The sequence below is a fragment of the Micromonospora sp. CNZ286 genome, assembly GCF_014207755.1.
In genome coordinates, this window is record NZ_JACHIZ010000001.1 from 5,835,638 (window position 1) to 5,862,063 (window position 26,426).

Sequence of the window (26,426 nt, forward strand, 5' to 3'; positions counted from 1 at the left end):
CCCCGCAACGTCGCGAGGAGGCCGCCATGACAACCACCAGGACGCGGACGCCCCAGGATCTCGACCGCAACCTCGCCCTCGATCTGGTCCGGGTCACCGAGGCCGCGGCGATGGCCGCCGGCCGCTGGGTCGGCCGGGGCGACAAGGAAGGCGGCGACGGCGCAGCAGTCGACGCCATGCGAAAGCTGATCAACTCGATCCCGATGCGCGGCGTCGTGGTGATCGGCGAGGGCGAGAAGGACAACGCCCCCATGCTGTTCAACGGCGAGGAGGTCGGCGACGGGACCGGCCCCGAGGTGGACGTGGCGGTCGACCCGATCGACGGCACCACGCTGATGAGCAAGGGCATGCCGAACGCGCTGGCGGTGCTCGCGGTCGCCGAGCGCGGCGCGATGTTCGACCCGAGCGCCGTCTTCTACATGGAGAAGCTGGCGGTCGGCCCGATGTACGCCGACGTGGTGGACATCAACGCCGGGGTGGCCGAGAACATCAACCGGATCGCCAAGGTCAAGGGCACTGACGCCGCCGAGGTGACCGTGTGCGTGCTGGACCGGTCGCGCCACGACGACCTGATCAAGCAGATCCGGCGTACCGGTGCCGGGATCCGGCTCATCTCCGACGGGGACATCGCGGGCGCCATCGCGGCGGCCCGCGGCGAGTCGGACGTGGACGTGCTGATGGGCATCGGCGGCACCCCGGAGGGCATCACCGCCGCGTGCGCGCTCAAGTGCATGGGCGGCATGATGCAGGCCAAGCTCTGGCCGAAGGACTCCGACGAGCGTCGCAAGGCGCTGGACGCCGGGCACGACCTGGACCGGGTGCTGTTCACCGACGACCTGGTCACCGGCGACAACTGCTTCTTCGTGGCCACCGGTGTCACCTCCGGCGACCTGCTGCGCGGTGTGCGCTACCGCTCCGGCGGCGCGTACACCCAGTCGATCGTGATGCGCTCCAAGAGCGGCACCATCCGGGTGATCGACTCGTACCACCGCCTGGAGAAGCTCGCCCTCTACTCGGCTGTCGACTTCGACGGACGCCCGCTGGCCGAGCAGGAGTGAGCCGGGCCGGGACGGCGGCACCACCGGCACCGCAGACGCTGTCGACCGGGCGACGTGTCGCCGGTGTCGGGTTGGCCACCGCCTCGGGCGTGATGGTCGCCGTGCAGTCCCGGATCAACGGTGAGCTGGGCGTACGCCTGGCCGACGGGATCGCCGCCGCGGTGGTCTCGTTCGGTGTGGGCCTGCTGATCCTGCTGGTGCTGGTCCCCGCCACCCCCGGTGGCCGGCGGGGACTGGCCGCCCTGCGCGGCGCGCTGCGCTCCGGCGCGCTGCGGCCCTGGCAGTGCCTGGGCGGCGTCTGCGGCGCGTTCCTGGTGGCGACGCAGGGGCTGACCATCGGCGCGCTCGGCGTCGCGGTCTTCACCGTCGCGGTGGTGGCCGGGCAGTCCGGCAGCAGCCTGCTCGTCGACCGGGCCGGCATCGGCCCGGCCGGCCGGCAGCCGGTCACCCCGAACCGGCTGATCGGCGCGGTGCTCACAGTGCTCGCCGTCCTGCTGGCGGTGGGCGACCGGCTCGGCGACCCGCACGCGCTGGCGCTGGCGCTGCTGCCGCTGGCGGCGGGGGTGGGCATCGCCTGGCAGCAGGCGGTCAACGGTCGGGTCCGGGCGGCGGCGGGCAGTGCCATGACCGCCACGCTCGTGAACTTCACAGTCGGTACGGCGGCGCTGCTCGTCACCTTCGCGGTGGACCTGGCGGTACGCGGACGGCCGGCGGGCGCGTTCCCGGACGAGCCGTGGCTCTATCTCGGCGGCCCGCTCGGGATCGTGTTCATCGCGCTGGCCGCCGCCCTCGTCCGGTTCACCGGTGTCCTGCTGCTCGGCCTGGCCACGATCGCCGGGCAGATCGTCGGCGCGGTGCTGCTGGATCTGGTCCTGCCGACCGCCGCCTCGCACCCCGGGCTGGACACGCTGCTCGGCGCGGCGCTGACCATGGTCGCCGTGCTCGTCGCCGCCTTCGGCCCGACCCGCCGCCCTTAGCGGGCGGCGGCGGGCGCGGCGGCGCGCAGGCCGGTCACCATCTCGTCGACGACCCGGTCCAGCGGCGTCCCCTCGATCCCGAACGTCTCGCTGGCCGCGGTGGAGTCCATCACGAACGGCCCGGCGAACTGGTGCGCGGTCTCCCGCATCTCCCGGGCGAACGGGTCAGCCAGACCACCGAGCCAGAGCACCGGGTAGGGCATCCGGGTCAGCCGGGGCGCCGGCACCCCGGCCCGCTTCGCCGCCCGGTCGGCGAGCGCCCGCATGGACATCGGGGGCGCGCTGGGCACGTGCCAGGCCCGTCCCCAGGCGCGCGGGTCGGTGGCGGCGGCGACGAGGGTACGGGCCACGTCCCCCACGTACGTCCAGGTGTGCGGCGCGTCCCAGGCGACCGGCAGGAACACCCGCTGCCCGGCGAGCACCTTGGGCAGCACCATCATGGGCAGCGAGGTGCCGCCGAGGCCGATGTAGTCGGAGCCGCGTACCTCGGTGACCCGGGCCCGGCCGGCGCGGTGGGCGGCCAGCGCGTCGGCCCACATCCGGTTGCGGACGCGGCCCTTGACGCCGGTGGCGGCGAGCGGGGTCGCCTCGGTCATCGGGGCGTCGACCGGGCCGTACCCGTAGAGGTTGCCGACTGTGGCGAGCACGGCGCCGCTGCGCTCGGCGGCGGTGAGCAGGGCGGCGGCCAGCGGCGGCCAGTCCGTCGGCCACGTGTGGTACTGCGGGTTGGCGCAGTTGTAGAGCGCGTCCGCGCCCTCGGTCAGCGCGGCGAGCCGGTCCGCGTCGGCGGCGTCGGCGGCCACCCGCTCGATCGCCGGGTGCTCGGGGCCGGTGCCGCGCCGGGTGACCACCCGCACCCGCTCGCCGCGCTCGGCGAGGAGGCGGGCGGTGGCGGTGCCGACGGGGCCGGCGCCGACGATCACGTGCAGTGCCATGACAGGTCCACCTTCACTGAAGCAGTAATTCGAATCGAGAGCACCGCTCTCGGAACAGAGCATGACTCACGGAAGCGGCGCAAGTCAAGAGCAGTGCTCTCTCTTTTGATTGCTGCTCTCGTCGTGGCAGAGTGGGGACATGGTCGCTCCCTCGCTCCGCGCCCGGGTCCGCGCCGGGATGATCGAAGAGATCAAGACGGTCGCCCGCCGCCACCTGGACACCGACGGCGCGAACCTCTCCCTGCGCGCGGTCGCCCGCGACCTCGGCATGGTCTCCTCGGCGATCTACCGCTACTTCCCCAGCCGCGACGACCTGCTCACCGCGCTGATCCTGGAGGCGTACGACGCGCTCGGCGACGCGGTGGAGGCGGCCGACGCCGCCGCCGACCAGGCCGACCTGCGCGGACGCTGGCTCGCCGCCTGCCGGGCCGCCCGCGCGTGGGCGCTCGACCACCCCGCCGAGTACGCGCTGCTCTACGGCAGCCCGGTGCCCGGGTACGCGGCCCCGGACGACACCGTCGTGCCGGCCCAGCGCCCTCCGGTGACCCTGGTCGGCATCCTGCGCGACGGCCTGGCCTCCGGCCGGCTCGCCCCGCCCGACGAGGATCTGCCCGAGCCGCTGCGCGGCGACGTGGCCGAACTGGTCGAGCTGATCGGGATGGACGTGCCGCCCGCGCTGCTGGCCCGCGGCATGGCCGGCTGGACCCAGTTGTTCGGGCTGATCAGCTTCGAGCTGTTCGGCCGGATCAACCGGGCGCTGCCGCACCGCGACGAGTACTTCGACCACCAGATCGGCCTGATGGCCGACCTGGTCGGCCTGCCCTGACGCCGGTCGGCGTCAGGTGCCGTCGGAGGAGTGACCCGGGAACAGGTGCGCGGTCGGGTCGATGACGACAGCCGCGTTGTTGACGGCGGTGGCGGCCTCACCGAAGCCGGTGGCGATCAGGCGGACCTTGCCCGGGTACTCGGTGATGTCCCCGGCCGCGAACACCCGGGGCAGGTTGGTGGCCATCGCGCTGTCCACCACGATGTGCCGACGGTCGAGGTTCAGCCCCCACTCGGCGAGCGGGCCGAGGTCGGCGGTGAAGCCGAGCGCGGCCACCACGGTGTCCACCGGCAGCGTCTCCACCTCGCCGCCGCGTACGGTCAGCTCGGCGCCGGTGACGGTCTCCTCGCCGTAGAGCCGGCTCACCTCGGCGTTCACCACGATCCGCACCGGCAGCGCGCGGACACGCTCGATGGTGGCCGCGTGCGCCCGGAAGCGGTCCCGCCGGTGCACAAGCGTCACCGACCGGGCCAGCGGCGCGAGCGTGGCCGCCCAGTCGAACGCCGAGTCGCCGCCGCCGACGATGAGCACGTGCCGGTCGGTCAACTCGGTGGGCTGCGGCACGAAGTAGACGATCCCACCGCCGGTGAAGCTCTCCGCGACCGGCAGCGGCCGGGGCGTGAAGCTGCCGAGCCCACCGGTGACCAGCACCGCGCCGCAGCTGAGCTGCTCGCCGCCGGCCAGGCCGAGCACCGGCCGGCCGTCCAGGTAGGACAGCTTCTCCGCGCGTACGCCGAGCCGGTAGTCGGGACGGAACGGCGCGGCCTGGGCGACCAGGTTCGTGACCAGCTCGCGGCCCTTGATCGCGGGGAAGCCGGCGACGTCGAGGATCAGCTTCTCCGGGTACATCGCGGTGACCTGACCGCCCGGCTCGGGCAGCGCGTCGATCACCGACACGGAGAGTCCACGGAAACCGGCGTAGTAGGCGGCGAAGAGCCCGGCGGGACCGGCCCCGATCACGGCGACATCGACCTCGCGCATGGCGTACCGTCACTTTCCGCTTCGGGATCACCCCGTGCTGATGCGGAAACGGTAGGCGGGCAGGTGGCCGCGGGCAAGGACGTCCCGCGGTTCGATCAACGCGCCGTCAGGGCAGCGTCATCCTCGGTGAGCCGAGGCGGTCGGACTCGCCGGTGTCGTTGCGGCGGCGGAACAGGATCGCCGCGACCACGCCGCCGAGCAGCCCGAACAGGTGGCCCTGCCAGGAGATGCGCTCGTCGGTCGGCAGGATGCCGAGCAGTTGCCAGCCGTAGAGCAACCCGACCAGCAGGCCGACGGCGAAGTTCCACCAGCTCCGCTCCACCACGCCCCGGGTGAGCAGGATGCCGAGGTAGCCGAAGATCACGCCGCTGGCACCGACCACCACCGAGTTGGGTGAGCCGGTGAACCAGACGCCCAGACCGCTGACCAGGATGATGACGGCGGTGGACCAGAGGAACCGGCGGGTGCCGGCGGCGAGCACGAACGTGCCGAGCAGGATCAGCGGGATGCTGTTGCTGTAGAGGTGGTTCCAGCCGGCGTGCAGGAACGGCGAGAAGAAGACACCGTCCAGGCCCTGGAGCCGCTGCGGGATGATGCCGGCGGTGTAGTCCAGGCCGAGTCGCAGGCCGACGTCGAGCGCCTCGATGAGGAACAGCACCGGGACGACCGCGCACATGGCGACGAAGGCCCGGCCGAGCGCCGCATAGAACGCGTCGGTGCCGAACCGGTAGGGGTCGCCACTGGGGCCGCCGTGCCAGGTCACCTACCAAGAGCTATCAGCAAATGCGGCAGGCCGCCAGTCGGACGGCGGTACGACGACGGCGGGACACCCGGGTCTGTCCGCGTGTCCCGCCGTCGTGGTGATGTCAGTACCAGCCCGAACTCTGCGACTTCTGCCAGGCGCCGCAGGGAGTGTCGTACCGGCCCTTGATGTAGCCGAGACCCCAGGTGATCTGGGTCGCCGGGTTGGTCTTCCAGTCGTCGGCGACCGAGGCCATCTTGCTGCCCGGCACCGCCTGCGGGATCCCGTACGCCCCGGAGGAGCTGTTGGAGGCCTTCGGGTTCCAGCCGCTCTCCTTGGTCCAGAGCTTGTCCAGACAGGGGAACTGGTCGATGCCGAAGCCCTTGTCGAGCATGATGGCGCAACCGATCTTCCGGTTGCCGCTGTACTCAGCGCACGAGGACGGGATCGGGCCGTCGTACGGCTTGGCCTTCGCCTCCGCCTCCTCCTCGGCCGCGGCCCGCTCCTTCTTGCGGGTGGCGGCGGCCGCCTCGGCCTTCCTGGCCCGCTCGGCGGCCTCCTTCGCCGCCGCGGCGGCACGCAGCTTCGCCTGGTACTCGGCGGCACGCTGCCGGGACGAGTCCACGCGGTGGTCGGACAGCCGGTCGCGCTGGTACGCGTACTCCGTCTGGTCGACCTTCAGGCCGACCTGCGCGGTCAGGCCCTGCTGCTGGGTCTGTCGATCCTCGCCCAGATAGAAGCCGCCGGCGACGCCCACGGAGAGCAGCGCGACAGCGGCCGTACGGGCGCCGAACCGGCTCCACAGCCGACTCACGAAGTTTCCCTTCGTCGGGGGCAGGGACACGGCACGCGCATGGCCGGGTCGGGTCACGCCGGGTGCCGTGAGCGCACCGGTATCGGTGTGACTCCGGGGCCGTGTCCGGCTCCCGAGTGGTAGGTGACGCTCGATGGACACCATTGCGCACAGTGAGGCCAGTGGGAAATGGCCGGGCTCAAAAGTGATCTGCGTCACCCCAAAAATGCTGGCAAAGTAGGGCAAAAGCGGCGCTCAGCCAGGGATGTCCTCCAGCAGGTCGGTGACCATGGCGGCGATCGGAGAACGCTCCGATCGGCTGAGCGTGACGTGCGCGAAGAGGGGATGCCCCTTCAGCGCCTCGATCACCGCCGTCACCCCGTCGTGCCGGCCGACCCGCAGATTGTCCCGCTGGGCCACGTCGTGGGTGAGCACCACCCGCGACCCCTGGCCGATGCGCGACAGCACGGTGAGCAGTACGCCCCGCTCCAGCGACTGCGCCTCGTCCACGATGACGAACGCGTCGTGCAGGCTCCGGCCGCGGATGTGGGTCAGCGGCAGCACCTCCAGCAGCCCGCGCGAGGTGACCTCCTCCAGCACGTTCTCGTGCACCACCGAGCCGAGCGTGTCGAAGACCGCCTGCGCCCAGGGCGACATCTTCTCCGACTCCGACCCGGGCAGGTAACCGAGTTCCTGGCCGCCGACCGCGTACAGGGGGCGGAACACGATCACCTTCTTGTGCCGGCGCCGCTCCATCACCGCCTCCAGGCCGGCGCAGAGCGCCAGCGCGGACTTGCCGGTGCCGGCCCGCCCACCGAGCGACACGATGCCGATGGACTCGTCCAGCAGCAGGTCGAGTGCGACCCGCTGCTCCGCCGAGCGCCCGTGCACACCGAACGCCTCCCGGTCGCCCCGGACCAGCCGGATCGTCTTGTCGGGCAGCACCCGGCCCAGCGCCGAGCCCCGCCCGGAGTGCAGCACCAGGCCGGTGTGGCAGGGCAGGCCCGCCGCGGCGTCGACGTCGAGCGTCTCGCCCGCGTACAGCCGGCCGATCTCCTCCTCGGCCAGGTCCAGCTCGGCCATCCCGGTCCAGGTCGGGTCGCTGGCCTGACCGTGCCGGTACTCGTCGGCGCGCAGGCCCACCGAGGCCGCCTTCACCCGCAGCGGCATGTCCTTGCTGACGAGCGTGACCTCACGCCCCTCGGCGGCCAGGTTGAGCGCCACGGACAGGATGCGCGCGTCGTTCGACTCGTTGCGGAAGCCGGGCGGCAGCACCCCGTCGTCGGTGTGGTTCAGCTCCACCCGCAGCGTGCCGCCCTGGTCGTTGGCGGGCACCGGGCGGTCCAGCCGGCCGTGCCGCACCCGCAGCTCGTCCAGCATGCGCAGCGACTGGCGGGCGAACCAGCCCAGCTCGGGGTGGTGTCGCTTGCCCTCCAGCTCGGAGATCACCACCAGCGGCAGCACCACCTCGTGCTCGGCGAAGCGGTGGAAGGCCGCCGGGTCGGACAGCAGGACCGAGGTGTCCAGGACGAAGGCCGGGCCGGCTGGTCGGGGCTCCTCGGCCTCCGCGGCGGCGGCGCCGCGGCGGCTGCGGGTGGTCCGGCGGGTCGGGGCGGTCGAGGCCGGGGTCTGCTCGGCTCCGGCGGGGGTACGGCGAGTGGTCACAGGCCTGCTCCGCGGATGGGCACCCGGCCACCCGAGTTCCGCCTCTTCCGGTGCCCGGAGGACACGGGGTCGGATGCGGGCCCCGTGCGCGAGGACGCAGGTCCGGGCTGTCCGGCTGGCCCGGGAAAACCCCGTGCCATGCCTAGACGCTAATCGCACCGGGGCCGCGGGGCTAGAGGTGCGCGTGGATCATCGTTCGGTCTTCGCCGGACGTACACCCGTTCGAGTGACCGGCGGACCGGAACCGGCCGGGATGCATGCCCCCTGCGCGCACCCCGGCCGGTCGTCCACTGCGGCGCCGCGACGCGGCGCGGGCCTCAGCCCTGGCGGCGCACCAGCGTGCCGGCCCGCGGTCCGGCGCCGGCCGCGCCGAACGACGATCCGGTGTACGTGGTGCCCACCCGGCCGACGGCGCCGAGCTGGGCCGTGGCGGTGACGCGGACGGCCGGGGCCGAGCCGGGCCGGGCGGCGACCGCTGCGGGTACGGAGGTGCCGGCGAACGGCACGGCCGAGCGCCCGGCCGAGGTCACCACGGTCGGGCCGGGACCGGACAGCGCCGAGGCGATCGCCGCCTGGGCATCTCGCCGACGGCGGTTCCAGGCGCCCCGGTCACCGTCGAAGTAGCCCTGGCGGTAACCGAACCGGTAGCCGATGCGGTAGCTGAGCTGACCGTGCAGGCGCCCGGCCGCGTAGCAGGTGGAGCCGAGCAGGAGAACGAGCACCACGGCGAGAAAGGGGGTCATCGCTCGTCCGCCCCGGGCAGCGGGTCGACCACCAGCAGGCGCTCCAGATCGTCGGTGCTGACCTCCTCGACCAGCTCCACGCTGATCCGGCAGCCGTCGAGGATCACCTCGGCCACCGACGCCCGGCGGATCTCCCCGCCGGAGTCGTAGACCCGCACGCTCAGCTCCGGGCAGCCGAGGTGGGTCCGCCAGGCGTCCCACTCCCCCCGGTCGCCGACGCTGAGTGAGAGATACCGGCACCCGCGGGCGAGATAGAGACGCCAGGGGGCGCTCAGCCCGGCGGACACTCCGTCCGCGATCAGCCCGAAAGCCTGGGCACGTGTCGCGAGCTCGGTCACGAAACCCCCTCGGCACCCGCGGAGTGACGCATGTGAGCACTCGTCGTCTCAAGCACGTGACACACCGTAAGTTGTCTCATGAGCGTGACAGTATCAGCTTTTCAGGCCTTTGCCGCCGTACTCGTGTCCATCTATTCTGCCCGGGTGACACCCCTCAGGAGCAGCACTGAATCGTTTACCGGGAATCCCGGATCATCGTCACGTCGGCGTGACAGCAGCGCGCCGAGCCGTCCTCTAGGGACCGACTGGCCGTACCGTCACGGGGTGACCGAGACGACCAACGCACGGAAGATCGCGTTCGCCACCTTCGTCCGGCGCGCGCTCGACGACGCCCGCGCACTGCGGGCCTGGAGCGGCACCGAGGTCTCCCGGCGCACCGGCGTCTCCCGGCAGACCATCAACCGATGGGTACGCGGCGACTGGGCCAGCGACCCGGAGGCGGAACGGGTCGTCGCCTTCTGCGAAGGGCTGGGGCTCGACCCCGCCGCCGCGTTCACCGCGCTCGGCTGGGACCGCGCCGCCGGACCGCGTACCGCGCCGACCCCGCCCCCGATGGACCCGGACGTGGAGGCGCTGCTGCGCCGGCTGGTCGATCCGAACGTCTCCGACGCGGAGAAGTTCCACATTCGAGAAACCATTCGTTACCTCGCATATCGCCCGACTCTGCCGGGCGGTGTCCGAAATAGGGGTAAACAAGCCGGGTAGTTCCTCAGATGGCGAAAGAACGGAAGGTCGGACCCGATCGTTTCGCCTCGGGGACGGATCGGACCCGCTAGCGTCCACGTTTGTACTGCTAGGGGCTCGTCATCGGCGGGGGGACGGGACACAGCCGAACCCAGCCCTGCGGGACAGAAGGAGGGGTCTGTCCATGACCCTGAAATGGTTGGCAGTCGTGGTCGCGGTGGTGTCGCTGACATCGTGCGTGACCGGCAACGTGGTGGTCGGCGTACTGGACGGCGGGCAGCTTCCCCTGGTCGTCAACCTCTTCGCGCTCACCACGGCCGGCACCGCGGTGATCCTCGCCGTCGTCGCCGAGCTGCACGATCGGCTCAACGACCGGGTCAGCGCGCTCACCGAGTTCCTGGTGGCGCGGCTCAACGAGATCGAGGCACACACCGGCGACCGCAACACCGGCTTCGTGGAGGGCTACCTGCTCAGCCACGGGCAGGAGGCGGCCGTGGTGCCGTTCGGTCGCCGGGGACGAGGAGCCGCCGAACGCTGATCCCCACGTCGTTCCGACGTCACATCTCGGCCACGAATACGCCGCCCGGCGCGGGGTACGCTGACGCGCGTGCCGCCGTTGAATCTGGGCAACCAGCAGCCGAAGACCCCGTTGAACGCGGAGCACGCCTGGCGTGCGACCGCTGACCGCGCGGGTGACGTCGTCCTCTTCTTCGACTTCGACGGCACACTGGCGCCCGTCGACGACGACCCCACGGCCGTACGGCCCGCGCCCAACGTGCTCACCGCGCTGGAGGCGCTCGCCCCGCACGTCCGCCGGATCGCCATCGTCTCCGCCCGCCCGGTGGACTTCCTGCGTGACCACCTCGGCGGCCTCGCCGGCATCGACCTGTACGGGCTATACGGCCTGGAGCACAGCCACTCCGGCGGCGAGACGGTCACCGAGCCGGCCGCCCTGCCGTGGGTGCCGACCATGTCGGAGCTGGCCGAGCAGGCCCGCGCCGAACTGCCGCCCGGCGCGCTCGTCGAGTTCAAGCGGCTCTCCGTGGCGCTGCACTGGCGTACCGCCCCGCAGCTCGGCGACCTGGTGCAGGAGTGGGGCCGGGCCCAGGCCGAGCGGCTGGGCCTGCGCGCCCAGCCGGGCCGGATGGTGCTGGAACTGAAGCCCCCTGTCGACCGGGACAAGGGCATGGTGATCGGCGAGACGGTCCGGGACGCCGGTGGCGCCTGGTACTTCGGCGACGACGTCTCCGACATCAAGGCGTTCGCCGCGCTGCGCGCCCGCGCCGCCGCCGATCCCGACTTCCTCGGTGTCTGCGTCGCCGTCGCCAACCCGGAGACCGGTCACGAGGTGGCCGATGCCGCCGACCTGACCCTGGACTCCCCGGCCGCCCTGGCCGACTTCCTCACCGCCGCCCTGCCCCACCTCCGCTGACGCCCCCGCCCCCGCCCCCGCGGTTTCTCCCCCGCGATCTTGCACTTGCCGCCCCGGCAAAGCAGGGCAAAAGCCCCGCCCTCGGGGCCGAAAGTGCAAGATCGCCGGGGCGAGGGCGGGGCGGGGCGAGAGGGCGGCGGGTGGGGGCGCCCGGGGGTCAGGTGCCGAAGCGGCGCTGGCGGGTGGCGTAGGAGCGCAGGGCCCGCAGGAAGTCGACCTTGCGGAAGTCGGGCCAGTTCAGCTCGCAGAAGTAGAACTCCGAGTGCGCGCTCTGCCAGAGCATGAAGCCGGAGAGCCGCTGCTCGCCACTGGTCCGGATGATCAGATCCGGGTCCGGCAGCCCCTTCGTGTAGAGGTGCTCGGAGATGTGGTCGACGTTGATCGAGGTGGCCAGCTCCTCGATCGTGCCGCCGTTCGCCGCGTGCTCCACCAGCAGCGAGCGGACCGCGTCGGCGATCTCGCGCCGCCCGCCGTACCCGACTGCGATGTTGACCTGAGCCCCGCCGTCGCGGTCGCGGGTGCGTTCCTCGGCGGCCTTGAGCGCGGCGGCGTGCTGCGCCGGCAGCACGTCGAGCGCGCCGACCATCCGCAGCCGCCAGGGGTTGCCCTCCTCCGCCAGCTCGGTGGTGAGGTCCTCGATGATCTGGAGCAGCGGGTCCAGCTCGGCGGCCGGGCGGGACAGGTTGTCGGTGGAGAGCAGCCAGAGTGTGACGTGCCCGACGCCTGCCGCGTCGCACCAGCGGAGCAGCTCCTTGATCCGCTCGGCGCCCATCCGGTGGCCGTCGTTCGGGTCGACGAAGCCCATCTCCCGGGCCCATCTGCGGTTGCCGTCGCACATCACGCCGACGTGTGCGGGTACGGGCTTGCCCGCGAGCTTCGCCGTCAGCCGGCGCTCGTACACGGAGTAGAGGAGTTTCCGCAGAGTCATCACCTTGCAGGGTAGCGACCCGCGGGAGAGATCAGTGTCTCGGTGGCATATCACCTGACTGTGCGCCGGTCCGGCGTGGTCGCGGCAGGTCCGCCCCGATCGCCATCAGGGTGCGCGCGTCCAGCCGGCCGTCGCCGAGTCCCAGCTCCACCACGGTGCGGTAGACGCGTTCGTCCCGCCGGGCCGCGCCGACCACCGCGTCGACCACCCGGCGCCGCCGGGCCAGCCACGCCGCCACCGAGCTGTGCCGCAGGTGGGTGCCGAGCCGGGCGCGCAGCGCGGCGGCGTACGCCCGGGCGGCCTCGGCCGGGGAGCCGGCCGCCGCCGCGCCGGCGAGCGCTCCGGAGCGCAGCGCGTAGAAGATGCCCTCGCCGGTGAACGGGTTGATCAGCGACAGCGCGTCCCCGGCCAGCACCACCCGTCCGCGGCCGGGCGCGGGCCGGTGGGTGGACAGCGGCAGGTGGTGGGCCCGCAGGCCGGTCACCGTGGCCGGGTCGACGTCCGGGAGCAGCGCGGCCATCCGGTCCAGCAGGTGCGCGCGGGTCAGCGGTTCGCCGCGCAGCACCTCCCCGTACCCGACGTTCGCGCGACCGTCGCCGATCGGAAAGGCCCAGGCGTACGCGGGCCAGCGCGCCGCCGAGGTGACGATGAGCTGTTCGGGCGGCCCGGCCGGTGTGGGCGCGTAGCCCCGGATGGCGAGCGCCAGGTGCCGGTCCGGGTTGACCGGGTGGCCGAGCGCGCGCCGTACCACCGATCCGGCGCCGTCAGCGCCGACCACCGCCCGCGCGGACAGCTCTCCGTCGAGCAGCACCCGGTCGGCGGCGATGTCCACCCGGCGTACGGTGTGTCGCCGCAACTCCGCGCCCGCCGCCACCGCCGCTGCGACCAGGCGTGCGTCGAACACCTCGCGGGGCACCGTGTACGCGGGCCGGGGCAGCGTCCGGGCGACGGTGCCGCCACCGGGGCCGACCAGGCGCAGCGCGGGCAGTGGCGCGTAGCCGTCGACCGCCCCGGTCACGCCCAGCTCGGCGAGGACGTCCAGCGCGTGCGCGGCGATGCCGTCTCCGCACGCCTTGTCGCGGGGGAAGTCGGACCGGTCGAGCAGCAGCACCCGCGCCGCCCCGGCCCGCCGCGCGCCGAGCGCTGCGGCCGCTCCGGCCGGCCCCGCCCCCACCACCACGACGTCCCACACCCTCTCATCCTGCCCCGCCGCACCCCGCCCTGGGCGACGATCATGAGGTTGACGGCAGCGAAGGAGATCGAATCCGCCGCCAACTTCATGGTCAACCGAGTGAGGGTGGGGTGCGGGTGGCGCGGTGCAGGGAGTAGAAGGTGAGGGCCGCCGCCGTGACCAGGGGGGCGCCGTCGCGGATCAGGCCGTCGGTGCCGAGCAGCCACCAGCACAGCGGCAGGTCGATCGCCAGGACGCCGAGTGTGACCACTACCAGCGCTCGGCGCGCCCATGCCCGGTCGCGCAGCAGGAAGGCGGTGCAGAACAGCACGGCGTAGCTGACCGCGATGCCGGCGCCGAACCAGAAGATCAATGCCGGTACGGCGGCCAGCCGCCCGTCCAGTACGGCGCCGGTCGCGACGAGCGCCGGCACCAGCATCAGCGGGCTGTAGGTGAACGCCGCGACCCGGGCGGTGAGCAGCCAGCCGTTCGCCTGCGGGCGCTTCGGCGCCATCTCCCGCCAGGCGATCGTCCCGCCCTCGACGACCAGGCCCTTGCGGTGCCGGACCAGGTGCGCGCGGATCGCCTCGGAGCGGTAGAGCAGCACCACCACGGCGACGCAGAGCGCGGTGAGCACGGCGAACCCGACCAGGCCCGGCAGCGCGGGCACCCCCTGCCGGGGCACGATCAGCCGCCCGACCGCGAAGATCGTGGTCACGGCCAGGATCAGCCCGAACGGCCGCGCACCCACCCGGCCCTTGTTCACCTGCCCGATCAGCAGCAGGAAGCCGAGCGACCGGAGCATCGCCCAGCCGGTGCGTACGGCCAGACCGAACTCCTGCTCCGGGGCGTACCAGTAGTTGAGCAGCTCGACCACGACGGTGGCCGCCGCGGTCACGGCGAGCAGCGTGGTGAGCGCCCGGACGGCGGACGGCCGCCGGACCTCGACAGGTTCAGCGGCCGTCCTCATGGCATCCGATGTTGCCCGGCGGGGGCAACAGGCACACCTGTTACTTCTGCGGCTCCGCGTCCAGCCGGGCGCGCAGCGCGTCCAGCTCGGCCCAGAGCACGCCGGGGAGCTTGTCCCCGAACTTCTCGAACCACTCGGTGACCAGCGGCAGCTCGTTGCGCCACTCGTCCGCGTCGACCTTCAGCGCGATCCGGACGTCCTCCGGGGTCATGTCCAGACCCTCGACGTCGAGCGCGTCCTGCGCCGGGACCATGCCGATCGGCGTCTCCACGGCCTCGGCCCGGCCCTCCAGCCGCTCGATGACCCACTTGAGCACGCGGGAGTTCTCGCCGAAGCCCGGCCAGAGGAAGTTGCCCTCGGCGTCCTTGCGGAACCAGTTCACGTAGTAGATCTTGGGCAGCTTGGCCTCGTCGCCGTCCGCGCCCTTGCCCATCTCGATCCAGTGACGGAAGTAGTCGCCGGCGTTGTAACCGATGAACGGCAGCATGGCCATCGGGTCGCGGCGGACCACGCCGACCGCGCCGGAGGCCGCGGCGGTCGTCTCCGAGGAGAGCGTGGCGCCCATGTAGACGCCGTGCACCCAGTCGCGGGCCTCGGTGACCAGCGGGATGGTGTCCCGGCGGCGGCCACCGAACAGGATCGCGTCGATCGGCACGCCGTTCGGGTCGTAGTAGTCGTCGGCCAGAATCGGGCACTGCGTGATCGGCGTGCAGAAACGGCTGTTCGCGTGCGAGGAGAGGCTCTCGCTCTCCGGCGTCCAGTCGTTGCCCTTCCAGTCGATCAGGTGCGCCGGCGGCTCACCCATGCCCTCCCACCAGATGTCGCCGTCGTCGGTGAGCGCCACGTTGGTGAAGATGGAGTTGCCCCGGTCCAGCGTCCGCATGGCGTTGGCGTTGGTCTTCCAGTCGGTGCCGGGTGCGACGCCGAACAGGCCGTACTCGGGGTTGATCGCGTAGAGGCGGCCGTCCGCGCCGAACCGCATCCAGGCGATGTCGTCGCCGATGGTCTCGACCTTCCAGCCCGGGATGGTCGGCTCCAGCATGGCGAGGTTGGTCTTGCCGCAGGCCGACGGGAAGGCGCCGGCGATGTGGTAGACCTTGCCCTCGGGCGAGGTGATCTTGAGGATCAGCATGTGCTCGGCGAGCCAGCCCTCGTCGCGCCCCATCACGCTGGCGATACGCAGCGAGTAGCACTTCTTGCCGAGCAGCGAGTTGCCGCCGTAGCCGGAGCCGTACGACCAGATCTCCCGGGTCTCCGGGAAGTGCGAGATGTACTTGGTCTCGTTGCACGGCCACGCCACGTCCTGCGCACCCGGCGCGAGCGGCGCGCCGATGGAGTGCAGCGCGTGCACGAAGTCGGCGTCGTCGCCCATCGCCTCCAGGATCGACGACCCCATCCGGGTCATGATCCGCATCGAGGCGACGACGTACGGGCTGTCGGTGATCTCCACGCCGAACATGGGGTTCTCGGCCTCGACCGGGCCCATGCAGAACGGGATGACGTACATGGTGCGCCCGCGCATGCTGCCGCGGTACAGCTCCGTCATCGTCCGCTTCATCTCGGCCGGCGCCATCCAGTTGTTGGTGGGGCCGGCGTCCGCCTCGTCGACGGAGCAGATGAAGGTGCGCTCCTCCACCCGGGCGACGTCCGTGGGGTCGGTACGCGCGTAGAACGAGTTGGGCTTCTTCTCGGGATTGAGGCGGATCAGGGTGCCGTTCTCGACGAGTTCGTCGGTGAGGCGGCGCCACTCCTCATCAGACCCGTCCACCCAGACCACACGGTCCGGGGTGGTCAGTTCCGCGACCTCACGTACCCAGGCGAGCAGCTTGGGGTTGGACGTCGGGGCCTGATCGATACCCCGAACAGCAGCCGGAGCAACCATGTCACTTCTCCTTGTGGTCGACGCTGACCGATCTATGGGGTGCACGAGTTCCGGCGGGCTGGTACGCCGCCTCGTGGAAACCTGGGATTGGGCTCAGCGTAAACCGGACTGCCTCGTCAGTCAGTGGGACTGGTTGTGAAGAACTGCACAAGGTACGGCCACGCTGCGGCATCACGATCTGATACCCGCTTTCGCGCGCAGTTTCACGCAAATCCTGCGGTGAACCTTCGACGGCCGGGTCCGGCACCGAGTGACCGCGACGCCCGATCGCGTTGAAGCGTACGAACATGTCGCGAAAGACGATTCCGTGATGCGCTCCACAGATTCGCACAGCGCGTTACGCTCTGCTCACGGACATCGAGAACGGGCGACGCCTCTCCGACCCCGGCAGCCCGAGCGCGACGGCCGCGGCGAAGCCGTCGTGGCCGACTCGCCGTTGCAGTCCGCCCGGTTACCGCGCAACCGGTACTCTCGGCGGGTGGCCGCGACGATGACCGGAGACCAACCGGGGGCTCCGCAGACCCGCCGGGGTCCGATCGGAGCACTGCTCGACCGTTTCGGTCACCTCATCCACGAGCTGAGCAAGTTCGCCACCGTCGGCGGCCTGGCCTTCGTCGTGGACTTCATCCTCTTCAACTACCTGTCCAGCGGCCGGGACATGGCACCGCTGGCCGCGAAGACCATCTCCACGGTGATCGCCGCGACCGTCGCCTTCCTCGGCAACCGGTTCTGGACGTGGCGGCACCGGCAGCGGTCGAACCCGGCCCGCGAGTACGCGCTGTTCTTCTTCTTCAACGCGGTCGGCCTCGGCATCGCGGTGGCCTGCCTGGCGATCAGCCACTACGGGCTGGGCGCGATCTGGCCCGCGGTGTTCCAGACGCCCCTGGCCGACAACATCGCCAGCTTCGTCGTCGGCACCGGCCTGGGGACACTCTTCCGGTTCTGGTCGTACCGACGGTTCGTCTTCGTCGAGGCGGGAACACCTCCCGTTCCGGCAACGAGCCACGACCGAGAGTCCGGGGCGTGACGAACCGCCCATCCCGACCCGCCGGGCCCAGCCGGCCCAGCCAACTGCCTAAGGTGTTCCGCATGCCTGGAGTCCGTCTGCTGCCCGAGCGCTGGCAGAAGTTCATCCACGAGGCGCTCAAATTCGGCATCGTCGGCGGCATCAACACCGTCATCAATTACGCGGTGTTCAATGCGCTGGCACTCACGGTTTTCCGTGACGGTCAGCTGAAGGCAACAGTGATCGCGACGATTGTCGCCACGATCACGTCGTATCTGATGAATCGTCACTGGACGTACCGTGATCGACCGAAATCGGCACTCCGGCGCGAATACGTCCTGTTCTTCCTCTTCAACGGCGCGGGTCTGCTCATCGAACTCGGCGTCCTGGCCCTGGCCAAGTACGGCCTCGGCGTACACGGCCTGCTCGCGCTGAACGTCGCCAAGACCATCGGTGTCCTGCTGGCCACGCTGTTCCGCTTCTGGTCGTACCGCACGTTCGTCTTCCAGCCGGTACCCAAGCACGCCGAGGAGACCTGGCACTCGGTGCCGCGTGACGAGTGGGACAACGTCGCCGAGATGGACCCGGTGGCCGAGCTGGCCGAGTCGGTCAGCGAGCTGGAGGAGGAGGAACCAGCTCCGGGCGCCGGCCGGGTGGCCGACTTCCCGCCACCGCGTGGCCGCCCCGCACCGGCGGACGCCGGACTGGGTGGCGCGCTCGGCGCCGACCTGGACGCCGAACTCGCCGCGGAACTCCAGCCCCGCCGCGCCCGCCGCTGAACGACGAGAGGCCGGCACCCCTGACACGGGGTGCCGGCCTTTTCCGTCGGTCAACGTCAGGGCTGGTCGCGCAGGGCCTTGCCCTCGGTCATGTCGGCCAGGATCTCGCGCATCTCGCCGTCACCCAGGCTGTGCTTGTCGTGGTGCGCCTCGACCAGCTCGTAGAGCTTCGTCTGAACCTTGTCCACGCCCGGCACGTCGTGCAGCACCGACTGGCCGCGCTCACCCGCCGACTCGATGGTCAGCGTGCCGCAGCCGAGCAGCCGCTCCACGAAACGCTGGTGCATGGCGTGGTCGTTGATCCGGGTCAGCGGCAGGTCCCGCCGGTTACGCGACAGCACCCCCTGCTGGAGCAGCACCCGCTCGTTGGTGAACAGGTAGTGCGTGGTGCGCCAGACCAGGAACGGCCACAGACCCAGCCACAGCACCAGTGCCAGGCCGACCACCGCGATCGCGTAGAGCGCGATCGTGCCGCCGCTGCCGTCGGGCAGCAGGAGCCACCCGGCGACGACCGCCGCGACGGCGAGCACGAGCACCAGGACCGGCCGGATCAGGGCCTTCCAGTGCGGGTGCAGGTGCAACACGACGTGCTCGTCCTCGGTGAGCACGTCTTCGGGGAACGCCACGGCTGAACCTCCTCGCAGAACCGGACGCGCTGACCGTAACCGGTCGGCGCATCCGGCCGGCATCGGCCGCGCGGACGGCTACCCGTGGTTGTTAACAGGGGGCCCTTCCTCTACCGGAGGCGTTAAGAGGGTGCCCTTCCTTTCACCGCAGGTGCAGCACGTCGCCTGCGGCCAGCCGCAGCGTCTCGGCGCCCGTCTCGACCAGGAGCTGCCCGTCGGTGTCCACGCCGGTGGCGGTGCCGTGCGCCTCGCTGCCGTCGGGCAGCAGCACCCGCACCTGGCGGCCGACTGTGGCGCACCCCGCCAGGTACGCCTCACGCAGCCCGCTGGCCTCCGCGTCGCCTCCGGCGTCACGCCAGCGCTCGTACCAGTCGGCGAGCGAGCGCAGCAGCGCCCGCAGCAGCGGATCGCGGTCGGTGGCGGTGGCGCCGGCGAGCTGGAGCGACGTGGCGGGCAGCCCGGTCGGGTTCTCCGGCAGCTCGTCGGCGCGCAGCGTCACGTTCAGCCCGACACCGACCACGATCGCGGGGGGCCTGTCGTTCTCCCCCGGCACCGCCTCGGCCAGCACCCCGGCGCACTTCGCACCGTCCACCAGCAGGTCGTTGGGCCACTTCAGCCGCGCGTCCAGCTCGGCCAGCAGCCGTACCGCCTCGGCCAGCGCGACTCCGGCCAGCAGCGGCAGCCAGCCGTACCCGGTGGTGGGCACGGGCGACCAGCCGCGCTCCGCGACCGCCTCGCCGGGCCGCAGCAGCACGCTCGTCGCGAGACCGGCGCGCGGCGGCGACTGCCAGACGCGGCCCCGGCGGCCGCGGCCGGCGGTCTGCCGCTCGGCGACCACCACCAGGCCCTCCGGCTCGCCGGCCCGCGCCGCGGCCACCACGTCCGCGTTCGTCGAGCCGGTCTCGGCCAGCAACTCCAACCGGCGCCAGGGCCCGTGCGGCGCGACGAGCGCGCGCCGCAGCCGGGCCGCCGACAGCGGCGGTCGGTCCAGATCGGTGTACGGCGAACCGGGCATCCCGCCAGCCTACGGCCACCGGGTCCGCCGGTCGCCGCGAAGCGGTGAGGCGCACTGCACAGCCTCAGACACCTGAACCATCGTTATATTCCACGGGTGACTACCGAGACCGGGTTCAACATCCACACGACCGCCGGCAAGCTGGCGGACCTGGAGCGACGGCTCGACGAGGCGGTGCACGCCGGGTCGGCACGCGCGGTCGAGAAGCAGCACGCGCGGGGCAAGAAGACCGCCCGCGAGCGGATCGAGATGCTCCTCGACGAGGGCTCGTTCGTCGAGCTGGACGAGTTCGCCCGGCATCGCTCGACCAACTTCGGGCTGGAGAAGACCCGCCCGTACGGGGACGGCGTGGTGACCGGCTACGGCACCGTGGACGGCCGGCAGGTCTGCGTCTTCTCGCAGGACTTCACCGTCTTCGGCGGCTCCCTCGGCGAGGTCTTCGGCGAGAAGATCGTCAAGCTGATGGACCTCGCCATGAAGATCGGCTGCCCGGTCGTCGGCATCAACGACTCCGGCGGCGCGCGGATCCAGGAGGGCGTCACCTCCCTCGGCCTCTACGGCGAGATCTTCTTCCGCAACGTCCGGGCCAGCGGCGTCATCCCGCAGATCTCGCTCATCATGGGCCCGTGCGCGGGCGGCGCCGTCTACTCCCCGGCGGTCACCGACTTCACCGTCATGGTCGACCAGACCTCGCACATGTTCATCACCGGCCCCGACGTGATCAAGACGGTCACCGGCGAGGACGTCGGCATGGAGGAGCTGGGCGGCGCCCGCACCCACAACACCCGCAGCGGCAACGCGCACTACCTCGGCACCGACGAGGAGGACGCGATCGAGTACGTCAAGGCGCTGCTGTCGTACCTGCCGTCGAACAACCTGGACGAGCCGCCGGTCTTCGACGCGCCCGCGATCCTCGACGTCACCGATGAGGACCGGGAGCTGGACACGCTGATCCCGGACTCGGCGAACCAGCCGTACGACATGCACCGGGTCATCGAGCACGTGCTCGACGACGGCGAGTTCCTCGAGGTGCAGCCGCTGTACGCGCAGAACATGGTGGTCGGTTTCGGCCGCGTCGAGGGGCGCCCGGTGGGCGTGGTGGCGAACCAGCCGATGCAGTTCGCCGGCACGCTCGACATCGCCGCGTCGGAGAAGGCGGCCCGGTTCGTGCGCACCTGCGACGCGTTCAACGTCCCGGTGCTCACCTTCGTCGACGTGCCCGGCTTCCTGCCCGGCACCGGCCAGGAGTGGGACGGCATCATCCGCCGCGGCGCGAAGCTCATCTACGCGTACGCCGAGGCCACCGTCCCGAAGGTCACAGTCATCACCCGCAAGGCCTACGGCGGCGCGTACGACGTGATGGGCTCCAAGCACCTCGGCGCGGACCTGAACTTCGCCTGGCCGACCGCGCAGATCGCGGTGATGGGCGCGCAGGGCGCGGTGAACATCCTCTACCGCTCGGAGCTGACGAACGCCGAGGACCCGGCCGCCGTCCGCGCCGAGAAGATCGCCGAGTACGAGGACACGCTCGCCAACCCGTACATCGCCGCCGAGCGCGGCTACGTCGACGGGGTGATCCCGCCGCACGAGACGCGTACCCAGATCGTGCGGGCGCTGCGGGTGCTGCGCACCAAGCGCGAGACGCTGCCGCCGAAGAAGCACGGCAACATCCCGCTGTAGCGCGTCGGGTGCCCCCGCCGGGAGATCGGCGGGGGCACCGGCGTCAGCAACCCGGGTTCGCGGCCACGCACATCCGCTCGGCGGCGACCCGGGCCATCTGCCGTACCTGTTCCTCGGTCACCCTGGCCTCGGGCACCTGGCCCTGGGGCAGGTCGGTCCGCAGCCGGCCGGACGGGATCAGCACCGTCACCAGGTCACCCACCCTTACGACCAGCCGGTCCTCGTACAACGGCGCATAGCCGGGCGGCCGGCCGGTCGCCTGGTCCGGCGGCACGCTCGCCTCGTGGCGCAGCAGCAGCGCCTGATCTCCGGCGAAGCCGCTCGCCGCGACGTACCAGCGGTGCACGACCTCGGCGCTGACCATCCCCCGATCGGTGTAGGCCTGGCCCGTCGTCCGCCACGCGCCGCAGGCCGCGACAGTGCCCTCCAGGTCGGTGACGAACCGGCCCGCCGCCCCGGGTTCCATCCGGTAGACCTCTTGGGTGAGGACCGATCCGACGGTGGTCGCGGGCTCGGTCGGCGGTTCCATCAGGGTCTGCGACCGCGAGTAGCGCGAGCGCGGTTCCTCGGCCGGCCGCCCCTGTTCCCCGGCGCAGACCTGGAGGAGGTCGTCGACCCGGACCGGCTCGTCGAGGCCGGTCTCGCTGAGCCGCTCGCCTGTGGGAACGGGGATGTCGGCCGGTTCCAGCATCGCCTCGGCCACGATCTCCCCCGGCCCGTCGACGGCGCCGGCGGGCGGTGGCGGCGCACCGGCCCGGTCCACGAGGGTCGCGGTGAGCGCCGCGACGACCACCACCGAGACCGCGGCGAGCGCGGCGGAGCGCCGGCTGCGCCGCCGGGCCGTGGCCCGGATCGCCTCCGGCTCCGGCCAGGTGACGTTGCGCAGGTCCCGGTGCAGCAACTCCACGAGTGCGACGTCGTCAGGCATCTGCCGCCTCCTCTTCCAGGTCCACCACGGCGAGCAGCCCGGCGAGCGCGGTCCGCCCCCGGGACAGCCGGGCCTTGACGGTGCCGATCGGGGCCTCGGTCTCCCGCGCCACCTCGGCGACCGGCATGCCGAGCAGGTAGTGCATGGCGATCGCGGTGCGTTGGGCCTCGGGCAGCCGGCGCAGCGCGGCGACCACGTCCAGCGTCTCGGTGCTCGGCGCCGGCACGTCCGCCACCGCGCCATGGCGCAGGTAGGCACGGGCCCGGCTGCGCAGGCTGCGCCAGCGGCTCACCGCGATCCGGCTCGCCACCACACGTACCCATGCCTCCGGGTCGTCGTACGCACGCACTGTGGACCACCGCTGCCAGGCCCGGATGTACGCCTCCTGCACGGCGTCCTGCGCCTCGGCGAGGTCGCCGGTGAGCACGTAGACGAAGCCGAGCAGCCGCTGCCGGCTGCCCCGGTAGAACTCGTCGAAGCCGTCGCTGTCGGGCACCTGCCACCTCCCCGTGTTCGTGAGGGGACACGCCTGGCGGCGCGGCGCGGGTTGCCCGCTCAGCCGAGCAATTTCTCCAACTCGCCGAGCGGGAAGCCGCCGGCCGGGATCCGGTCGCGGACGGCCCGGCGTACCGCGGTCTGCACCGCCGCGTTGGCCGGGGTGGGTACGCCGTGCAGTCGCCCGAGCAGCACGATCTCGCCGTTGAGGTGGTCGGTCTCGACCGAGCCCGCACCACGGGCCAGGCTCTGCCAGGTGGAGCCGCCGGAGCGCTCCGCGCCGCCCACCGGCCGGTGCGACACCAGGTCACCGCGTTCGGCGGCCTCCTCCTCGACCGAGGTGTGGGCGATGCCGGCGGCCGCGAGCGCCGCCTCGCCCTCGGCGCGTACCCGTTTCGACAGGGCTTCGGGCACGTCCCGGCCGAGCAGCGCCTGGAGGCCGTTGCCGAGGTTGGCGAGCAGCTTGCCGTACTTCCAGCGCATCACGTCGTCGCGCACCGGCGCGACGAACCCGGCGGCGGTCAGGTCGGCGGCGACCGCGCGGCTGGTGTCGTCGGCGCCGCTCGGGTAGCGGCCGATGTGCAGCATGCCCGGATGCGGATGGCCGTTGGCGACCACCACGCCCGGCTCCAGGTGGGTGGCGGGCAGCCACACGCACACCGGGTGTACGCGGGCGAAGCGCCGCAGCGCGGCCGGCTCGTTCGCGACGCCGTTCTGGGCCAGCACGACCGGCAGCCGTTCGCCCGCCGTCCCGCCACCCTCGACCGGGGCGTCCGCCCAGACGTCGAGCGCCGACACGGTGTCCTGCGACTTCACGGTGAGGACCAGCACTGTGTCCGCCGGCAGCGGCGGCCCGTCCGGCCCGGCCACCGCCGGGAGCCGGCCGGTCACGTCACGGTCCGGCGTGCGCAGCGTCAGACCCCGCTCCCGCAGCGCGTCCAGGTGCGCGCCGCGGGCCACGAGCGTCACGTCGTGGCCGGCGTCGGCCAGGAGTACGCCGATGGTGCCGCCGACCGCGCCCGCTCCGATGATCACGTATCGCACGGTCCGATTCTGCCCTGCCACGTAGCGGCCCGCTCCGCGGCGCGATACGGCGTGCAGCGGGCCGGCTCGGCGCGGCTCGGCGCGTTCGTGCGGCTCGGCGCGGTCAGCCGGTGAGCCCCGCGTCGGCCAGGATCGGGCCGGCCAGCAGCAGCGCGCCGGCGGCCAGCGCGCCCACGCTCACCAGCAGGAACACGCCCACCCAGAACAGCGCCGGGAACGGCGTGATCCGGGCGAGCTGGTCGGCGTCGGACTGCGGCATCCGGCCCCGGGCGCGTTGCCGGTGCAGCTCGAACACCGGCCGTACGCCGCCGATCAGCAGGAACCAGACCGACGTCCAGGCGAACGCGGCCTGCACCTCGGGCGAGGTGTACCAGGAGACGGCGAGCACCACCCCACCGGTGACAAGTAGCGACAGCACGCCGAACAGGTTGCGGATCATCACCAGCATGGCCAGCAGCAGCGCCACCGCGAGCCAGAGCAGCAGCGTGATCCGGTTCCCGGCCAGCAGCCACGCGCCGCCGAGGCCGAGCAGCGACGGCGCGACGTATCCGGCGAGCAGCGTGAGGATCATGCCGGGCCCGGTGGGACGGCCGGCGGAGAGCGTGAGCCCGGAGGTGTCCGAGTGCAGCCGGATGCCGTGCAGCCGCCGGCCGGTGAGCAACGCGACGAGCGCGTGGCCGCCCTCGTGCGCGATGGTCACCGCGTTACGGGCGATCCGCCAGGGCAGCCGGGCCACGACCACCGCGAGCGCGACCACGGCGGTGACCACCACGAGCAGCGGCGGCGGGTCCGGCTGGGCGCTGGTCAGCGTGTCCCAGAGCGTGGTGAGACCGTCGATCAGGGGCATGGGCGGGGAGCCTACCGCCCCGAGCCGTGTCGTTCGACCGGCGTGCTCCCGCAGCCGGTCAGACTTGGCCGGGCAGTTACTGGAACGGAGATGATGTCGGGTGGATTCGGTAACTGGTGCGTCCGTGACCCCGCTGACCGAGGCCGATTATCTCGCGATGGGCGACGGTCGCCACCGCGTCGAACTGTTCGACCGAGGACTGGTCGTCAGCCCCGCCCCGGACCTGCGGCATCAGCGGGTGGTGCGCCGGTTGGCGAACGCCGTCGAGTCGGTGGCCGCGCCGGTCGGGTTCTGCGTCCATCACGGCGTCAACGTTCGGCTCGGCGTCGACCGGATCATGATCCCCGACCTCGTCGTCACAGATGCCGACGATGAGGGCGCGATCCTGGACGCGGAACGTGTGGCGCTGGTCGGCGAGGTCGTCTCGCCCCGGAACTCCAGAGTCGACCGGGTGTTGAAGATGCAGCTCTACGCGATCGCCCGAATTCCGTGGTACCTGCTCGTCGAGCAGGACGGCGACAGCCACTCGCTGCGACTGCACCGGCTCGACGGCGCGCACTACGTCGAGGACGCGGTGGCCAAGGCGGGCGAGACGCTGAGTGTCACCGAGCCGTTCCGCTGGGCGATGGACCCGAGCGACCTGCGCTGATCCGCAACTGTCGCGCCACCTGGGCGAACGACGACCGTCGATGAAAATTTCCTTTCCCCCTATTGCGATCTAGGGCACTAAGCTCCAAAGATGGGCGTCAATAGACGGACGTCCCTCTGGAGGCAACCATGGCCCGTACCAGACTCTCCGTACGCCGGCTTCTCGCCGCCGGCCTGGCCGCCGCCGCCACCGCGGCCGCGGCCCTCGTGGCGACCGCCGGACCGGCCGCCGCCGCGACCACGCCCGGGATCGACGTCTCCCGGTACCAGGGCAGCATCAACTGGACCAGCGTGCGCAACTCGGGCATCCAATTCGCCTTCATCAAGGCCACCGAGGGTACGAGCTACAAGGACCCGAACTTCAACGCGAACTACGTCAACGCGTACAACGCCGGGGTGATCCGCGGGGCGTACCACTTCGCCCGGCCGAACATCTCCGCCGGTTCCACCCAGGCCAACTACCTGGCCAGCAACGGTGGCGCCTGGTCGGCCGACAGCCGTACGCTTCCCGCCGCGCTGGACATCGAGGGCAACCCGTACAGCGGCGGCTACTGCTACGGCCTGAGCACCACCGGCATGCGCAACTGGATCCAGGACTTCCTGAACACCTACCGCTCCCGCACCGGCCGGTACGCGGTCATCTACACCACCACGAGCTGGTGGAACCAGTGCACCGGCAGCTGGACCGGCCCGTGGGCCAACCACCCGCTGTGGCTCGCCCGCTGGGCCAGCGCGCCGGGCACCCTGCCGGCCGGCGCCCCGTTCTGGAGCTTCTGGCAGTACACCAGCACCGGCTCCGTCTCCGGGATCAGCGGCAACGTCGACCGCAACTACTGGAACGGTGACCGCAGCCGGCTGATCGCGCTTGCCAACAACACCTGACCGGCGCGCGAAAGCAATGGGACCGCCTCGTCTCGGGGCGGTCCCGCTGTCGTCGTACCCGAGGTCAGGCTCTGCGGCGCGCGGTGGCCGGGACGGGCACCGGCGTCCGGCGCATCAGGCGCCACGCCGCCACACCGGCGACAGTGAGCGTCAGCACGCCGAGGACCGCGACCGGCGCGGACAGGCCGGCGCTGATCAGGAGCAGTACGACGTCGCCGAGCGCCACGAGCATCCACAGCGCCAGCCGCGGGCCGGTGTACCTCCGTCGGTAACCCATGTCGCGCCTCCTTCCGTCGTCGGAGGATTCATACCCCCGACGACGGGAAGCCATGCGAGCGAGTTTCGTAACCG

The 26,426-nt window shown here is 71.9% G+C and carries 29 protein-coding genes; 11 read left to right on the forward strand and 18 right to left on the reverse strand.

Annotated elements, in window-relative coordinates:
* Positions 1-26: 26 nt before the first annotated feature.
* Together glpX and FHX31_RS25830 are read left to right on the forward strand one after the other, a co-directional pair.
* Positions 27-1,058, forward strand: coding sequence for a class II fructose-bisphosphatase (gene glpX, locus FHX31_RS25825; protein ID WP_013284073.1), 1,032 nt, complete (start codon positions 27-29; stop codon positions 1,056-1,058).
* Complete coding sequence (locus tag FHX31_RS25830; protein ID WP_486481704.1) at positions 1,055-2,035, forward strand: DMT family transporter; 981 nt, start codon at positions 1,055-1,057, stop codon at positions 2,033-2,035. The genes glpX and FHX31_RS25830 overlap by 4 nt, the downstream gene beginning before the upstream one ends.
* Here FHX31_RS25830 and FHX31_RS25835 read toward each other — a convergent pair.
* Positions 2,032-2,970, reverse strand: a complete 939-nt coding sequence (locus tag FHX31_RS25835) for an NAD-dependent epimerase/dehydratase family protein (protein ID WP_123109746.1) — start codon at positions 2,968-2,970, stop codon at positions 2,032-2,034. The two genes, FHX31_RS25830 and FHX31_RS25835, sit on opposite strands and share 4 nt — an antisense overlap.
* 139 nt (positions 2,971-3,109) lie before the next feature.
* Here FHX31_RS25835 and FHX31_RS25840 point away from each other — a divergent pair, with 139 nt between their 5' ends.
* Positions 3,110-3,796, forward strand: a complete 687-nt coding sequence (locus tag FHX31_RS25840; RefSeq protein ID WP_013474022.1) for a TetR/AcrR family transcriptional regulator — start codon at positions 3,110-3,112, stop codon at positions 3,794-3,796.
* Positions 3,797-3,808: 12 nt separating this feature from the next.
* Here FHX31_RS25840 and FHX31_RS25845 read toward each other — a convergent pair whose 3' ends face one another.
* The 6 genes from FHX31_RS25845 to FHX31_RS25870 form a co-directional block, all read right to left on the reverse strand.
* Positions 3,809-4,777, reverse strand: coding sequence for an NAD(P)/FAD-dependent oxidoreductase (locus FHX31_RS25845; RefSeq protein WP_013284069.1), 969 nt, complete (start codon positions 4,775-4,777; stop codon positions 3,809-3,811).
* 106 nt (positions 4,778-4,883) lie between these two features.
* Positions 4,884-5,540, reverse strand: a complete 657-nt coding sequence (locus FHX31_RS25850; protein ID WP_013284068.1) for a rhomboid family intramembrane serine protease — start codon at positions 5,538-5,540, stop codon at positions 4,884-4,886.
* Between the two features lie 103 nt (positions 5,541-5,643).
* Positions 5,644-6,333 carry an aggregation-promoting factor C-terminal-like domain-containing protein gene (locus FHX31_RS25855; RefSeq protein ID WP_030270729.1) on the reverse strand — a complete coding sequence of 230 codons (690 nt, stop codon included), beginning with the start codon at positions 6,331-6,333 and terminating at the stop codon, positions 5,644-5,646.
* 234 nt (positions 6,334-6,567) lie between these two features.
* The gene (phoH2, locus tag FHX31_RS25860; protein ID WP_013284066.1) at positions 6,568-7,977 is read right to left on the reverse strand and encodes an RNA 5'-3' helicase PhoH2; all 1,410 of its coding nucleotides are present in this window, start codon (positions 7,975-7,977) and stop codon (positions 6,568-6,570) included.
* Between the two features lie 317 nt (positions 7,978-8,294).
* Positions 8,295-8,720 (reverse strand): hypothetical protein, encoded by a 426-nt coding sequence (locus FHX31_RS25865; RefSeq protein ID WP_013474019.1) that lies wholly within the window; start codon positions 8,718-8,720, stop codon positions 8,295-8,297.
* Positions 8,717-9,058, reverse strand: a complete 342-nt coding sequence (locus FHX31_RS25870) for a hypothetical protein (protein ID WP_013284064.1) — start codon at positions 9,056-9,058, stop codon at positions 8,717-8,719. Before FHX31_RS25870 ends, FHX31_RS25865 begins: the two co-directional genes overlap by 4 nt.
* A 264-nt stretch (positions 9,059-9,322) precedes the next feature.
* On the opposite strand from FHX31_RS25870, the gene FHX31_RS25875 reads away from it, so the two are divergent.
* The 3 genes from FHX31_RS25875 to otsB all read left to right on the forward strand — a co-directional run bounded on the left by FHX31_RS25875 (position 9,323) and on the right by otsB (position 11,174).
* Positions 9,323-9,763, forward strand: a complete 441-nt coding sequence (locus FHX31_RS25875) for an XRE family transcriptional regulator (RefSeq protein WP_013474018.1) — start codon at positions 9,323-9,325, stop codon at positions 9,761-9,763.
* A 163-nt stretch (positions 9,764-9,926) separates the two neighbouring features.
* Positions 9,927-10,280 carry a hypothetical protein gene (locus tag FHX31_RS25880; protein WP_013284062.1) on the forward strand — a complete coding sequence of 118 codons (354 nt, stop codon included), beginning with the start codon at positions 9,927-9,929 and terminating at the stop codon, positions 10,278-10,280.
* A 69-nt stretch (positions 10,281-10,349) separates the two neighbouring features.
* A complete protein-coding gene (gene otsB, locus FHX31_RS25885) occupies positions 10,350-11,174 on the forward strand; it encodes a trehalose-phosphatase (RefSeq protein ID WP_013284061.1) in 825 nt (274 codons plus the stop codon).
* A 157-nt stretch (positions 11,175-11,331) separates the two neighbouring features.
* On the opposite strand, the gene FHX31_RS25890 is transcribed toward otsB, so the two are convergent.
* The 4 genes from FHX31_RS25890 to FHX31_RS25905 form a co-directional block, all read right to left on the reverse strand.
* Positions 11,332-12,102 carry an isoprenyl transferase gene (locus tag FHX31_RS25890; protein WP_013284060.1) on the reverse strand — a complete coding sequence of 257 codons (771 nt, stop codon included), beginning with the start codon at positions 12,100-12,102 and terminating at the stop codon, positions 11,332-11,334.
* Between the two features lie 31 nt (positions 12,103-12,133).
* Positions 12,134-13,294, reverse strand: coding sequence for a geranylgeranyl reductase family protein (locus FHX31_RS25895; protein WP_184977347.1), 1,161 nt, complete (start codon positions 13,292-13,294; stop codon positions 12,134-12,136).
* A 91-nt stretch (positions 13,295-13,385) separates the two neighbouring features.
* Complete coding sequence (locus FHX31_RS25900; RefSeq protein WP_013474016.1) at positions 13,386-14,243, reverse strand: hypothetical protein; 858 nt, start codon at positions 14,241-14,243, stop codon at positions 13,386-13,388.
* 40 nt (positions 14,244-14,283) lie between these two features.
* Positions 14,284-16,125, reverse strand: a complete 1,842-nt coding sequence (locus FHX31_RS25905; protein ID WP_013284057.1) for a phosphoenolpyruvate carboxykinase (GTP) — start codon at positions 16,123-16,125, stop codon at positions 14,284-14,286.
* A gap of 490 nt (positions 16,126-16,615) precedes the next feature.
* Here FHX31_RS25905 and FHX31_RS25910 point away from each other — a divergent pair, with 490 nt between their 5' ends.
* A complete protein-coding gene (locus FHX31_RS25910; protein WP_013284056.1) occupies positions 16,616-17,152 on the forward strand; it encodes a GtrA family protein in 537 nt (178 codons plus the stop codon).
* Between the two features lie 62 nt (positions 17,153-17,214).
* Entirely contained in the window at positions 17,215-17,910 is a 696-nt protein-coding gene (locus FHX31_RS25915) for a GtrA family protein (protein WP_013474015.1), read from the forward strand.
* Between the two features lie 56 nt (positions 17,911-17,966).
* On the opposite strand, the gene FHX31_RS25920 is transcribed toward FHX31_RS25915, so the two are convergent.
* Together FHX31_RS25920 and FHX31_RS25925 are read right to left on the reverse strand one after the other, a co-directional pair.
* Positions 17,967-18,536, reverse strand: coding sequence for a PH domain-containing protein (locus FHX31_RS25920; protein WP_013284054.1), 570 nt, complete (start codon positions 18,534-18,536; stop codon positions 17,967-17,969).
* Between the two features lie 142 nt (positions 18,537-18,678).
* Complete coding sequence (locus tag FHX31_RS25925) at positions 18,679-19,551, reverse strand: biotin--[acetyl-CoA-carboxylase] ligase (protein WP_184977348.1); 873 nt, start codon at positions 19,549-19,551, stop codon at positions 18,679-18,681.
* Between the two features lie 96 nt (positions 19,552-19,647).
* On the opposite strand from FHX31_RS25925, the gene FHX31_RS25930 reads away from it, so the two are divergent.
* Positions 19,648-21,231: an acyl-CoA carboxylase subunit beta gene (locus tag FHX31_RS25930; protein WP_184977349.1), complete on the forward strand. Its 1,584-nt coding sequence runs from the start codon at positions 19,648-19,650 to the stop codon at positions 21,229-21,231.
* 43 nt (positions 21,232-21,274) lie between these two features.
* Here the strand turns inward: FHX31_RS25930 and FHX31_RS25935 are convergent, their stop codons facing one another.
* The 4 genes from FHX31_RS25935 to FHX31_RS25950 all read right to left on the reverse strand — a co-directional run bounded on the left by FHX31_RS25935 (position 21,275) and on the right by FHX31_RS25950 (position 24,545).
* Positions 21,275-22,159, reverse strand: coding sequence for a hypothetical protein (locus FHX31_RS25935; RefSeq protein ID WP_184977350.1), 885 nt, complete (start codon positions 22,157-22,159; stop codon positions 21,275-21,277).
* Positions 22,152-22,655, reverse strand: coding sequence for a SigE family RNA polymerase sigma factor (locus FHX31_RS25940; protein ID WP_013284050.1), 504 nt, complete (start codon positions 22,653-22,655; stop codon positions 22,152-22,154). Before FHX31_RS25940 ends, FHX31_RS25935 begins: the two co-directional genes overlap by 8 nt.
* A 59-nt stretch (positions 22,656-22,714) precedes the next feature.
* A complete protein-coding gene (locus FHX31_RS25945) occupies positions 22,715-23,698 on the reverse strand; it encodes a ketopantoate reductase family protein (RefSeq protein WP_402882048.1) in 984 nt (327 codons plus the stop codon).
* Between the two features lie 103 nt (positions 23,699-23,801).
* Entirely contained in the window at positions 23,802-24,545 is a 744-nt protein-coding gene (locus FHX31_RS25950) for a M50 family metallopeptidase (RefSeq protein ID WP_184977352.1), read from the reverse strand.
* A 100-nt stretch (positions 24,546-24,645) separates the two neighbouring features.
* Between FHX31_RS25950 and FHX31_RS25955 the strand changes: the two genes are divergently transcribed.
* Both FHX31_RS25955 and FHX31_RS25960 read left to right on the forward strand, forming a co-directional pair.
* A complete protein-coding gene (locus FHX31_RS25955; protein ID WP_184977353.1) occupies positions 24,646-25,194 on the forward strand; it encodes a Uma2 family endonuclease in 549 nt (182 codons plus the stop codon).
* A gap of 128 nt (positions 25,195-25,322) precedes the next feature.
* Positions 25,323-26,075, forward strand: coding sequence for a GH25 family lysozyme (locus tag FHX31_RS25960; protein WP_013284046.1), 753 nt, complete (start codon positions 25,323-25,325; stop codon positions 26,073-26,075).
* A gap of 64 nt (positions 26,076-26,139) precedes the next feature.
* Here FHX31_RS25960 and FHX31_RS25965 read toward each other — a convergent pair whose 3' ends face one another.
* Positions 26,140-26,352 (reverse strand): hypothetical protein, encoded by a 213-nt coding sequence (locus FHX31_RS25965; protein ID WP_013284045.1) that lies wholly within the window; start codon positions 26,350-26,352, stop codon positions 26,140-26,142.
* Positions 26,353-26,426: the final 74 nt, after the last annotated feature.

What these genes read in the sequence shown, in the direction of transcription:
- FHX31_RS25915 (WP_013474015.1), top strand. Translation starts at nt 17,215, where the DNA reads ATGCCTGGAGTCCGTCTGCTGCCCGAGCGCTGGCAGAAGTTCATCCAC.
- FHX31_RS25900 (WP_013474016.1), bottom strand. Translation starts at nt 14,243, where the DNA reads ATGAGGACGGCCGCTGAACCTGTCGAGGTCCGGCGGCCGTCCGCCGTC.
- FHX31_RS25865 (WP_013474019.1), bottom strand. Translation starts at nt 8,720, where the DNA reads ATGACCCCCTTTCTCGCCGTGGTGCTCGTTCTCCTGCTCGGCTCCACC.
- FHX31_RS25950 (WP_184977352.1), bottom strand. Translation starts at nt 24,545, where the DNA reads ATGCCCCTGATCGACGGTCTCACCACGCTCTGGGACACGCTGACCAGC.
- FHX31_RS25910 (WP_013284056.1), top strand. Translation starts at nt 16,616, where the DNA reads ATGACCGGAGACCAACCGGGGGCTCCGCAGACCCGCCGGGGTCCGATC.
- FHX31_RS25845 (WP_013284069.1), bottom strand. Translation starts at nt 4,777, where the DNA reads ATGCGCGAGGTCGATGTCGCCGTGATCGGGGCCGGTCCCGCCGGGCTC.
- FHX31_RS25880 (WP_013284062.1), top strand. Translation starts at nt 9,927, where the DNA reads ATGACCCTGAAATGGTTGGCAGTCGTGGTCGCGGTGGTGTCGCTGACA.
- FHX31_RS25960 (WP_013284046.1), top strand. Translation starts at nt 25,323, where the DNA reads ATGGCCCGTACCAGACTCTCCGTACGCCGGCTTCTCGCCGCCGGCCTG.
- FHX31_RS25905 (WP_013284057.1), bottom strand. Translation starts at nt 16,125, where the DNA reads ATGGTTGCTCCGGCTGCTGTTCGGGGTATCGATCAGGCCCCGACGTCC.
- FHX31_RS25835 (WP_123109746.1), bottom strand. Translation starts at nt 2,970, where the DNA reads ATGGCACTGCACGTGATCGTCGGCGCCGGCCCCGTCGGCACCGCCACC.
- FHX31_RS25935 (WP_184977350.1), bottom strand. Translation starts at nt 22,159, where the DNA reads ATGCCTGACGACGTCGCACTCGTGGAGTTGCTGCACCGGGACCTGCGC.
- glpX (WP_013284073.1), top strand. Translation starts at nt 27, where the DNA reads ATGACAACCACCAGGACGCGGACGCCCCAGGATCTCGACCGCAACCTC.
- FHX31_RS25965 (WP_013284045.1), bottom strand. Translation starts at nt 26,352, where the DNA reads ATGGGTTACCGACGGAGGTACACCGGCCCGCGGCTGGCGCTGTGGATG.
- FHX31_RS25840 (WP_013474022.1), top strand. Translation starts at nt 3,110, where the DNA reads ATGGTCGCTCCCTCGCTCCGCGCCCGGGTCCGCGCCGGGATGATCGAA.
- FHX31_RS25925 (WP_184977348.1), bottom strand. Translation starts at nt 19,551, where the DNA reads ATGCCCGGTTCGCCGTACACCGATCTGGACCGACCGCCGCTGTCGGCG.
- FHX31_RS25890 (WP_013284060.1), bottom strand. Translation starts at nt 12,102, where the DNA reads ATGACTCTGCGGAAACTCCTCTACTCCGTGTACGAGCGCCGGCTGACG.